Below are 10,701 nucleotides of genomic sequence, written 5' to 3'. Positions count from 1 at the left end.
CTGTTCAATCGTAGCTACTAGGCGCTAACAAAACCACTTCCAGTGGTTCAAGCGCAGCGTTTCAAACCTCCACCTCGGGTGGAGGTCACTGACTTTCAGACAAACACCGTTTCCGGGTTCAGTCATCTGGCTGGTTGCCCGCGTCCTCTCGCTCGCGCGCATAGGCGTAGGTGATCGTCACCACGGAGAGCAGCAGGATCGTCACGACGATCTGTTCCAACCCTTTCAACAGCACGAACTGCAGGATGACGATCAATTGCGGAAGTCCTGCACTGACACTCACCATGATCGTCATGATCAGGAGATCGAGCAGGATGAAGGGGATGATCAGCACGATGGTCACGAAAACCATTGGCCAGCCGAATCCCTTGCCGAACCGCAGCGCGCGGAAAAGGCCCATGGGCCTGTCGATGGCGGCTGCGGGCAGCATCAGGCTGGCACGCGCAAATAATGGCGCGGCAAAGACGAAGCCTATCATCAGGAGAACCGCAATGATGGCTGCTGCGGTCTCGTTCGCGGAGAGGCCGGTGGAGATCGCCGCGAAGCCTGCCGCGACCAATGCAAAAATCAGCATGACGGCAGCCATGAAGAAGCCCAGCAGCAGCGAATAGAGAAAATAGCGCCATTCAGGCCGGCCGAACCGCAGGTGGATGGTTGCGGGGCGTTCACCCAGAAGCGCGAAGCGGTGCCAGGCGACGGCGATCGACGAGGCTGCGACGAACTGGATGACAAGGCTCACGAGCACGAAGAACGCAAATTTTCCCGGATTTTGCGCGATCAGCTGCGCGTTCATCGCCCGATTGCCGAAATCGGCCATCTGGGCGATGAGGCTGAAGAGAATCAGGACCACGGTCCATGCCCCAGCGGCCTTGATGAGATCGTCGAAGTTCGACAGGCAGAGCTGCACGCTCCCCTTGAGAATGGCCTTGAACACGATGCCCCCTGAAAACTCTTTTCCGTATTTTTCTTCATAGTGCCCGCGGGTAGGCGTGGCAAACAGGTTGCCGGGCGTTGGGCCGTCACGGCAGAGGCCTGTGCGGGGCTGGCGAAGAATTTTCCTCCGCAACCGATTTCACTGACACACGGCTTGCTCTAGCGTATGGCCGACATTCACCGGGAGACTTTCATGCTCTTTGCCCTCATGTGTACCGACAAGCCCGACAGCCTGCAGATCCGGCTCGATACTCGCCCAGATCATCTGGCATTTCTCGACAGTCTCGGCGATGCGCTGAAATTCGCCGGCCCCTTCCTCGGCGACGACGGCAAGCCGTGCGGATCCATGGTCATGGTAGAGGCCGACAGCAAGGAAGCAGCCCTCGCCATTGCCGAGCGCGATCCGTACGCGAAAGCCGGGTTGTTTTCGGCCGTTGAGGCGCAGGCCTGGGCCTGGGCCGTCAAGAACCCGGAGGCGTGAGGCGTGGCATACTGGCTGTTCAAGTCGGAACCGTTCAAGTGGTCCTGGGAGATGCAGAAGGCGAAGGGTGAGGCCGGCGAGCAGTGGGACGGTGTGCGCAACTATCAGGCCCGCAATAACATGCGCGCCATGAAGCTTGGCGACAAAGGCTTCTTCTACCACTCCAACGAAGGCAAGGAGGTCGTCGGCATCGTCGAGGTGTGCGCTGAGGCGCATCACGACAGCACGACGGATGATCCGCGCTGGGAATGCGTGGACATCAAGGCCGTGTGCGATGTGCCCAAGCCCGTGACGCTGGCCGATGTGAAGGTGGAACCCCGGCTTGCGGAAATGTCGCTCGTCACATCCATGCGGCTCTCGGTCCAGCCGGTCACGGAGGAGGAGTGGAAGATCGTGTGCGAGATGGGTGGGTTGAAGGAGGTGCCGTGACGGCGACCGTGGGCGTCATACGGAGCGAGGCGGACCGTCGCGCCTTCATTCGTGCCAACACCACGCTTTTGCCGGTACCGCACGCCCCGGAGATATCGCTGCATCTCGCGCACGAGGCGATCGACCTTTGGACCAGGACGGAAGAGGAACTGGAGGAAATCGGCCTGCCGCCACCCTTCTGGGCGTTCGCCTGGGCAGGCGGGCAGGCCCTTGCCCGCTATATTCTCGATGCGCCGGAACTGGTGCGTGGCAAGCGCGTCTATGATTTCGCCTCCGGTTCGGGGCTGGTGGCGATTGCCGCCAGGCTTGCCGGCGCAGCTTCGGTTCGAGCCTGCGATATAGATCCATTCGCCCTTGCCGCGATGGCGTTCAATGCGCAGGAGAATGGCGTGGAAATCGTGATAGAGGGACACGACGTCACGTGCGACGACCCTCCTGCCTGCGATGTGCTGGTTTGCGGTGATGTATTTTACGAAAAGCCGATGGCCGAGAAGGTTCTGGCCTGGGCCGACAGGGTTCGAGAGGCCGGGGCGCTGGTCCTGATCGGCGATCCGGGCCGCTCCTACCTGCCAAGGAACCGGCTCGAGCAGCTTGCGGTCTTCGAGGTGCCGGTAACCCGAGCGCTTGAGGATTCAGAGATCAAGCGAACGGGCGTCTACCGGCTCAAAGCTGCCGACAGCGAAGAGACGGCGCCCGGCAAGCGGGCGCTCACAGGCTAAAAAAAGTGCGTGGCGAGGGCTTGCGCTGGATCGCGACGCGGCGTGAAATGCGCGCTTCGCGGACCACTCGTCCCCAACTCCTACCGAGGATACCCATGCCGATCGTCAATCGTTTCGCCGAACTCGCCGATGAGATTACCGAGTGGCGCCGTGACCTGCACCGTAATCCGGAACTGCTCTACGACACGTTGCGCACCTCCGCGATCGTTGCCGAGAAGCTTGAGGCGTTCGGGCTCGATGAAGTCGTCACCGGGGTCGGCAAGACCGGGGTCGTCGGGGTGATCAGGGGACGCAACGGCGGCGGGGGCAAGACGATCGGCCTTCGCGCGGATATGGACGCGCTGCCGATAGAAGAGGAAACGGGCAAGGACTACGCCTCCTCGGTTCCAGGAAAGATGCATGCCTGCGGGCATGACGGCCATACGGCTATGTTGCTGGGGGCCGCGAAATATCTCGCCGAGACGCGCAACTTCGACGGCACCGCGATCATGATCTTCCAGCCTGCGGAAGAAGGCGGCGGCGGCGGCCGGGCAATGGTCGAGGATGGGCTGATGACCCGCTGGGGCATCGAGGAAGTCTACGGCATGCACAATTACCCGGGCATGCCGGTCGGTGAATTCGCCATGTGCCCGGGTGCGATCATGGCGGCCGCCGACATGTACGATATCGTCATCACCGGCCGCGGAGGGCATGCCGCCAAGCCTCACGAAACGGTGGATCCGATCGTGATCGCGTCCTCCATCGTGCTTGCTTTGCAGACCATCGTTTCACGCAACGCCGATCCGTTTGATCAGGCCGTGGTCTCGGTGACCCAAATTCTGGCGGGGACCGCGTACAACATCATTCCGGAGCGCGTCACTCTTCGGGGTACGGTGCGCACGTTGAGTGCCGAGATGCGCGATCTGGTCGAGGCGCGGATGAAGGAACTTGTGTCATCCATTGCCAAGGGGTTTGGAGGCGCTGCGAGCGTCGACTACCGCCGCAATTATCCGGTGACCGTCAACGACGCGGAGCGCGCCGAGTTTTCTGCCGAAGTCGCCAGGGCGGTGGCAGGCGATGGGAAGGTCAACGCGGATTGTCTGCCGATGATGGCGGGAGAGGATTTCTCGTTCATGCTCGAGGAGCGGCCGGGCTCCTACATCTTCATCGGCAACGGCACCTCTGCGGATCTTCACCACCCGCAGTACGATTTCGATGATGGGGCGATTCCGTTCGGATGTTCCTACTGGGTGACGCTGGTCGAAAAGGCTCTGCCGGTCGCGAGGTAGGCGACGTTTTCTTTTGGGGAACGGTCGGTGGGCGGACACTCGCCAAAGCTGCCGCCAGGCCTATTTCGTGCCGCCGAGCGCACGGTAGATCTTCGTTCCGGGGCGTCCGGTCGGCTCCATACCAAGGCGGATTTCCGCCTTGCGTATGGCATTTTGCGTGGCGGGACCGATTAGTCCGTCCGGTTTGCCGATATCGTAGCCGTTGACCATCAGGCGCCGCTGGAGGTCCAGCCTCTGTTCGCGCGAAAGCCCGGGGTCGTCGGTCGGCCACCGGGTCTCCAGCGGGCCATGGCCGCGCAGGCGGTCCGACAGGTGGCCGATGGCGAGCGCATAGGATTCCGCGACATTGTAGGAATAGAGCGCATCGAAATTGCTGGTCACCAGGAATGCGGGTCCGTTTCGCCCTGCGGGAAGCAGCAATCCCGCCGAATAGTTGCCCTTCGGCGGTGAGCCATTGATGTGTCTGACACCGCGACTGGCCCAGGTGGAAAGGGCTGCACGTTTCTTTCGTCCCGACGGGCCATCGTAGCCCTTGGGCAGAATGACTTCGAAGCCCCAGGGCAGGCGGTTGTCCCAGCTGGCCTTTTTCAGGTAGTTGGCGGCCGATGCCAGCGCGTCATCGGTCGAGTTGACCAGATCCTTGTGTCCGTCGCCGTCGAAATCGACCGCTAGGCGGCGATAGGTGGAGGGCATGAATTGGGTCTGGCCGAAGGCGCCGGCCCATGACCCCTTGAGATCCTTCAAATGGATGTCGCCGGCCGCGACGATCTTCAGTGCGGTGATCAGCTCGCCCTTGAAATAGTCGGCGCGGCGCCCGGAGAGACAGATGACGTTGGCAAGCGCATGGGGAATGAAGAAGTCGCCCTTCTTGCGGCCATAGTCGGTCTCCACGCCCCAGAGTGCCGCCACGATGTACCGGTCGACACCGATGCGTTTCTGAACCTGGGCGAGCGTCGTCATGTGCCGCTTCATCAGGGCGCGGCCGTCCCGAACGCGGTCCCGGTCGACAAGGAAGGCCATGTAGTCCCAGATCTCGGTCTTGTATTCCGGCTGGGTACGCGAGAAGCGGACGGCCTTTTCATCAAACGAAACGTTCGCCAGCGCCTGGTCCGCGACCGTGCGGGGCACGCCGGCGGCAATCGTGTCGCGGCGCAGGCCGTCCACGCAGGACTTGAGCGATGCGGCGTGCGCCGGAATGACAGCCAACAGCGCGGCGGCGAATATCGCGCCGTAGCCCGCCGCGGTGCGTGTCGTGGTCATCTTCTGTCAGTACCCCGAAGGCTCGGATCCGTTGATGATAAAGGATCCGGCACTATTGCGGCTGAACGGCGGCGGAGTCCTGTCCGGACCCCGCACGTTTCCATTCACATCGTTTGTGGAAGCCACAGCACGATTGCGGGAAACGCGACCAGCAGCGCCAGCCGCAATATATCGATCATCACGAAGGGCAACACGCCTCGGAATATGCCGAAGAGATTGGTGTCGGGCGCGATCGAGTTGATCACGAAGACATTCATGCCGACCGGAGGCGTGATGAGGCCGAGCTCCACCGTCATGACGATGATGATGCCGAACCAGATGGGATCGAAACCGAGCTGCGTGATCACCGGGAAGACGATCGGCACCAGCAGGATGATCATCGCCATGGCATCGAGAATGCAGCCGAGCACCACGAACAGGGCGAGGATGACGACGAGAGTACCATAGTTGCCGAGATCGAGGCTGATCAGGAACGACGTGATCTTCTGCGGCGTCTGGGTGATGGTGAGGAAGTAGCCGAAGAGCAGGGCGCCGATCAGTACCGTGAAGATCGCGACGGTGGTTCTCAGCGCCTCGATCAGGCTGTGCATCAGCGAGTGGGCATTGAGCCGGCCGCGAAGCACGCCGATGAGCCCGGTGATGAAGGCGCCGGCCGCGGCCGCCTCCGTCGGGGTGACGGCACCGGCATAGATGCCGCCGATGATCGCCACGAAGAGGAGGATGACGGCCCAGATACCCCGGATGGAGGCGAACCGCTCCGACCAGCTGACCGAATTGCCCGCCGGCAAGCTCCCACCATAGGCCAGTCGCACCGTCGCCATATAGAGAAAGACGGCAAGAATGCCCGGAATTATGCCGGCTACGAAGAGCTTCCCGACGTCCTGCTCGGTAATGAACCCGTAGATGACGAGAACGACGGACGGGGGGATCAGGATGCCCAGCGTGCCGCCGGCCGCGATGACGCCTGTTGCGACATCGTCGGAATATCCGAAGCGGCGCATTTCCGGCAGCGCAATCTTGCTCATCGTCGCGGCGGTGGCGACCGACGAGCCGCAGATCGCGGCAAAGCCCGAACAGGCTCCGATGGTCGCGAGCGCCAGTCCGCCGCGATAGCGTCCAAGCCATGCCTGACCGGCGCGGAAGAGCTCGCTCGACATCCCGGAATTCGTCGCCAGCACGCCCATCAGGATGAACATCGGTATCAGGGTCAGGTTGAAGTCGGTGACGGTGCGTGCCGGGGAAATCGCCAGCAGGTTGAGACCGGTTTCGACACGCGTCATGGCGGCGAACCCGCCAATGCCCACAAGCCCCATGGCAACACCGACGGGAACGCGCAGCGCGATCATGACGAAAAGCGCGATGAAGCCGGCAAGGGCGACAAAATCTGCGGGGCTCATCGGGCGTTCTCTCCTGCGTCATCTGCATCCAGCCGCTCGTAGTGATCGAGTCCTCTGCGAGGATCGAGCAGCATCAGCACGATACGAAGGAAGACCGTGAGAACGGAGGCCGCGACGCCCAGCCACATCAGTGCGAAAAACGGCCAGATCGGCATGCGCAGGTCGGAAGTGACCTGGCCCGAGGCGTAGTAGCTTCCCACACGCGACATCAGCATCCAGGCGAAAAGGCAAGTGAAGACCAGAAGCACCGTCCAGGCGAAGATATCGATCCAGCGCCGGATGCGAGCCGGCAGGATTTCAGCCAGCAAGTCGACCTTGATGTGGGAACCACGGTAGCCGACGCTCGCCAGCCCCCACAGGATCGCCACCCCCATCATCAGCCTCGAAACGTCGAAGGCATCGGGGATTGGCATGGAGAGGAGGTAGCGGCCAATGGCGGAGGCCGAGACGATGATCGTGATGGCGGCCAGAAACAGACCGGCGATCCGCTCGATCATCGTCGAGATGCGTTCGAGACGGGCCGGTAGCGTTAGAACCGGGGATTTCATGGAAGGCATACTCGTTGCTGGAAGATGGGGCACAGGCGCGCCAGACGCAGCGTCCGTTCAGGCGTGGCGACACATATGGATGAGGCTGCGGACACGTGTCAGGCCGTTGCCGGTGGTTCGGCAGGCCTGATTCAATGCGGTGGCGTGAGGTGTGCGTGCGGTATTCGACCGCCGGCTTCCAGCTGGAAAGCGCAGGCTGTGTGCATCGGATATCCTCCCCTTGCGCGGCTCGTCGTCTGGCGCGTCTTTTTGCATCGGCCGTAGTGGCAAGCACGGGCTCCTCTTCCCGCACCCGCTGCGCATGCACGCTTTCGGGTCAAGCTTCCACACCGGACAACACCACGCATGTTAACAGCATGAACAAGGGACTGGGCAAGCGGTTCCGGCCATTTTGTTCAATGCAAGAACAGTATTTTCGATTTACAATCTGTTCGAAACGGGCAAGGGATGGCGGTGCGTGCGGCCGTGCGCCGTCGCGGCATGAGTTTTTGATCGGGAGACAGGTGCCAGATGGCGAAGATCGGAGTGGCCGGAAAGGCCGAAACGGAAAGCGGACCTCTTACAATTCGAATTGAGGACGGGATCGCCCATCTGACCTTGCAGCGTCCGGACAAGCGCAACGCCTTGAATGATGCGCTTGTCGAGGATCTCAGGGCTTTCTTCGCCGCGCCGCCCGAAGGGGTCGCGGTGGCGCTTCTTTCCGGCTCCGGCGGCCATTTCTCCGCAGGTCTTGATCTTTCGGAGCATGTGTCGCGCCCGGCACCGGAGGTCATGAAGCATTCTCGCCACTGGCATTCGGTGATGGATACGATCCAGTTCGGCGGTCTGCCGGTGGTGGCGGCTCTGGAGGGCGCGGTCATGGGCGGGGGGTTGGAACTCGCCGCGGCCGCCCATGTGCGGGTCGCGGATCCCTCCACGGTGTTCCAGCTTCCCGAAGGCCGGCGCGGAATCTTCGTCGGCGGCGGCGCCTCGGTGCGCATTGGCCGCATTCTCGGGCCGGATCGCATGGTGGAAATGATGCTGACAGGGCGCAAGTATGACGCCCAAGAGGGGCTCGCCCTCGGGCTTGCGCATTACGTGAGCGAGCCGGGCGGCGCCCGGGCGCAGGCTCTGTCATTGGCACGCACGATCGCCGGCAACGCGCCGCTTTCAAATTACATTGTCATTCAGGCGCTCTCGCGCATTGATGACATGTCGCGCGCAGATGGACTTTTTGCGGAAAGCCTGTGTGCCGCGCTGTCGCAGACGAGTGAGGATGCGCGCGAAGGGTTGAAGGCCTTCCTCGAAAAGCGCAAGCCACGTTTCGGTTGAAGGCGTGGCAGACAAAGGCGGGACGCAGGTGATGGTGAGCAAGGCGGACAAGGCGAGAGCCGATAAGGGGGATTCGGCGGGGGAGGTCGATCCCGGTGTGCTCGCCAGCTTCATCGGCTATGCGATGAAGCGCGCCTACATGACCATTCACACCGATTTCCTGGCGAGCCTGGAGCATCTGGGACTGAGGCCGGGCACGTTTTCCGCCCTGACGATCATCGTTGACAATCCCGACATCAGCCAGAGCCAGCTCGCCCGCGCGCTCGCCATTGAGCGATCCGGCGTGGTGCTGATCGTCGATCATCTGGAAGGTCGGGAATTGATCGGCCGGCACCGGGTTCCCGGCGACCGCCGCGCCTATGCGTTAAGGGCGACTCTCGCGGGACGGCGTTTGCGTGACGCCGCGGTGGAGGCGATCCGCAGGCACGAGGCACGCGTGCTTGCATCGCTGAGTGAAGAGGAGCAGGCGGCCCTGCGCGGCCTGCTCGCGCGCGTCATCTAGCCCTGCGCGGCCTGTGCTCGCGCATGTCATCCAGACAGCAGTCGTCCTCGCCCCAGTACCGCGGGTGCCGGGGAACATTCTACATCAAAACTGTTAACTGTCAGAACAAAATTCGCTAGACTGGAAGCGAAACCGCACGCGGGGAGGCGTACGGCCACCGGGACAGACGCATTGCGCGTCGGTAACCCGGATTTTTGGGAGGATGACATTATGTACATGCGGATCGCGCGTGCCGGGCTTGCCGGCGCCGCGCTCATGGGGTTCGTCCATTCGGCGGGGGCCCAGGACGTGACGCTCAAGCTTCACCAGATGCTGCCGCCTCAGGCAGATATACCGGCGAAGGTGCTGAAGCCCTGGGCCGACAAGATAGAAGCCGAGTCCGGCGGGCGTATCAAGGTCCAGCACTTTCCCGCGATGCAGCTCGGCGGCAAGCCACCCGCGCTCTACGACCAGGTCAAGGACGGCGTGGTGGAACTCACCTGGACGCTGTCGGGATATGCGCCGGGCCGTTTCGCAAAGTCCGAAACGTTCGAACTGCCCTTCATGACGGCACAGAGCGCGGAGGCGACCTCGGCGGCTGCCTGGGAATTCTACGACAAGCACCTGCGCGATGAATACGCCGATACCCATGTCCTTGCCGTTCATGTGCACGGCCCCGGCGTGCTCCATATGCGCGGTGCCGCCGTGACGAAACTGGAGGACCTGAAGGGTAAGCGTTTGCGTGGCCCGTCCCGGATCGTCAACGATCTGCTCGGCCGCCTCGGTGCCTCGCCGGTCGGCATGCCGGTCACCGCCGCGCCCGAAGCCCTGTCGAAAGGGGTGATCGACGGTACCGTTATCCCCTGGGAGGTGACACGTCCGCTGCGCATCACCGAACTCGTCGACACGCACACCGAGTTTTCCGGCCCGCGGGGTCTCTATACCGCCTTCTTCGTCTTCACGATGAACAAGGACGCCTATGACAATCTGCCGGCCGATCTGAAAAAGGTGATCGATGACAATTCCGGTCTGGAGTTGTCGAGGCAGTTCGGCCGGCTCATGGATGAAGGCGATGCTCATGGCCGCGAGCTGGCAGTCAAGCGCGGCAATGAGATCGTCACGCTCGGTCCCGAAGAGGTCGATCGCTGGAAGGCCGCGTCGAAACCCGTCGTCGCAGACTGGGTGAAGGCGATGGACGCCAAGGGTTACGACGCCCAGGGATTGATCGACGACGCCAAGGCGATGATCGCCAAATATGCCGGCGAATAGGGCGCGCGCGTCCCAAGGTCTGTATCCGTCCCGCGGACGTTTGCGGGACGGTTGCCTCCGGACGTGGGTCAAATGACGTGAAAATCCAAGCAGAAAAATTGAGCACGCACCTATTTTGTGCAATTTGGCCACGATTCCGGCTCTGGGCGCCAGAAGCCGGTTTGAAGACCCCGTCACGAGCAGTTTTTAACGAAGAAAATCCACAGCCCCCAACCTGTGGATTTCCCCCGAAATCAGCCGGAAACAGCAGAAAACGCAGCGGCACTTGCGCAAGCTTATGGTTAATGGAACCTTAAGTTTGAAAGCAGACGTCCGCGCTTGAATTTTTTATGACGAAAGCGCTTGACGGTCGACCGAGCCGCCGACTATATAAGCGCCACACCGGGCGACGGGGACGCGCCACCGCAACGGCGGCGCCTGAAACACGGTGGTTCCTTGAAAGACGAGGCTGTGGTCTCGGGGTAAAATCCGAGAGCCGGTTTCACGCCTTCTAGAGAAGGCTCTCTTTCGGGAAGGATGAAGTTTTCTTCATCGGTTTTTTGACAATTTGATAAGAAGAAAGAGAAACGTGGGCGGCGGAGCGCTTGCGGGATCTTGGAGCCTTT

General features: G+C 61.9%; 10 protein-coding genes and 2 pseudogenes. 8 read left to right on the top strand and 4 right to left on the bottom strand.

Annotation, left to right across the window (positions count from 1 at the left end):
- Nucleotides 1-118 precede the first annotated feature (118 nt).
- The gene (locus tag C8N35_RS23430) at nt 119-934 is read right to left on the bottom strand and encodes a hypothetical protein (RefSeq protein WP_107992181.1); all 816 of its coding nucleotides are present in this window, start codon (nt 932-934) and stop codon (nt 119-121) included.
- A gap of 192 nt (nt 935-1,126) precedes the next feature.
- Between C8N35_RS23430 and C8N35_RS23425 the strand changes: the two genes are divergently transcribed.
- The 5 genes and pseudogenes from C8N35_RS23425 to C8N35_RS23410 all read left to right on the top strand — a co-directional run bounded on the left by C8N35_RS23425 (nt 1,127) and on the right by C8N35_RS23410 (nt 3,830).
- Nucleotides 1,127-1,414 (top strand): YciI-like protein, encoded by a 288-nt coding sequence (locus tag C8N35_RS23425; protein ID WP_107992180.1) that lies wholly within the window; start codon nt 1,127-1,129, stop codon nt 1,412-1,414.
- A gap of 3 nt (nt 1,415-1,417) precedes the next feature.
- Nucleotides 1,418-1,843, top strand: coding sequence for an EVE domain-containing protein (locus C8N35_RS23420; RefSeq protein ID WP_107992179.1), 426 nt, complete (start codon nt 1,418-1,420; stop codon nt 1,841-1,843).
- Nucleotides 1,798-2,289 (top strand): annotated as a pseudogene (locus C8N35_RS23415) (class I SAM-dependent methyltransferase); the annotation flags it as partial. The gene C8N35_RS23420 and the pseudogene C8N35_RS23415, both read left to right, overlap by 46 nt.
- 3 nt (nt 2,290-2,292) lie before the next feature.
- Nucleotides 2,293-2,391, top strand: a pseudogene (locus C8N35_RS24575) (methyltransferase); the annotation flags it as partial.
- A 266-nt stretch (nt 2,392-2,657) separates the two neighbouring features.
- Complete coding sequence (locus C8N35_RS23410) at nt 2,658-3,830, top strand: M20 aminoacylase family protein (protein ID WP_107992178.1); 1,173 nt, start codon at nt 2,658-2,660, stop codon at nt 3,828-3,830.
- Nucleotides 3,831-3,890: 60 nt separating this feature from the next.
- Here the strand turns inward: C8N35_RS23410 and C8N35_RS23405 are convergent, their stop codons facing one another.
- The 3 genes from C8N35_RS23405 to C8N35_RS23395 form a co-directional block, all read right to left on the bottom strand.
- The gene (locus tag C8N35_RS23405) at nt 3,891-5,090 is read right to left on the bottom strand and encodes a lytic murein transglycosylase (RefSeq protein WP_107992177.1); all 1,200 of its coding nucleotides are present in this window, start codon (nt 5,088-5,090) and stop codon (nt 3,891-3,893) included.
- A gap of 104 nt (nt 5,091-5,194) precedes the next feature.
- Nucleotides 5,195-6,487: a TRAP transporter large permease gene (locus tag C8N35_RS23400; protein WP_107992176.1), complete on the bottom strand. Its 1,293-nt coding sequence runs from the start codon at nt 6,485-6,487 to the stop codon at nt 5,195-5,197.
- On the bottom strand, nt 6,484-7,035 hold the full coding sequence (locus tag C8N35_RS23395; protein WP_107992175.1) for a TRAP transporter small permease: 552 nt from the start codon (nt 7,033-7,035) through the stop codon (nt 6,484-6,486). Before C8N35_RS23395 ends, C8N35_RS23400 begins: the two co-directional genes overlap by 4 nt.
- 510 nt (nt 7,036-7,545) lie before the next feature.
- On the opposite strand from C8N35_RS23395, the gene C8N35_RS23390 reads away from it, so the two are divergent.
- The 3 genes from C8N35_RS23390 to C8N35_RS23380 all read left to right on the top strand — a co-directional run bounded on the left by C8N35_RS23390 (nt 7,546) and on the right by C8N35_RS23380 (nt 10,096).
- Nucleotides 7,546-8,346: a crotonase/enoyl-CoA hydratase family protein gene (locus C8N35_RS23390; RefSeq protein ID WP_107992174.1), complete on the top strand. Its 801-nt coding sequence runs from the start codon at nt 7,546-7,548 to the stop codon at nt 8,344-8,346.
- Nucleotides 8,347-8,377: 31 nt separating this feature from the next.
- Nucleotides 8,378-8,848 (top strand): MarR family winged helix-turn-helix transcriptional regulator, encoded by a 471-nt coding sequence (locus C8N35_RS23385; RefSeq protein ID WP_107992182.1) that lies wholly within the window; start codon nt 8,378-8,380, stop codon nt 8,846-8,848.
- A gap of 210 nt (nt 8,849-9,058) precedes the next feature.
- Entirely contained in the window at nt 9,059-10,096 is a 1,038-nt protein-coding gene (locus tag C8N35_RS23380; RefSeq protein WP_107992173.1) for a TRAP transporter substrate-binding protein, read from the top strand.
- Nucleotides 10,097-10,701: the final 605 nt, after the last annotated feature.

Origin of the sequence: Breoghania corrubedonensis, from assembly GCF_003053845.1 — a bacterium.
In the GTDB taxonomy this organism is placed as follows: Bacteria; Pseudomonadota; Alphaproteobacteria; order Rhizobiales; family Stappiaceae; genus Breoghania; species Breoghania corrubedonensis.
The sequence above is the reverse complement of the archived record's forward strand: the minus strand, read 5'-3'. Positions and strand labels throughout refer to the sequence as shown.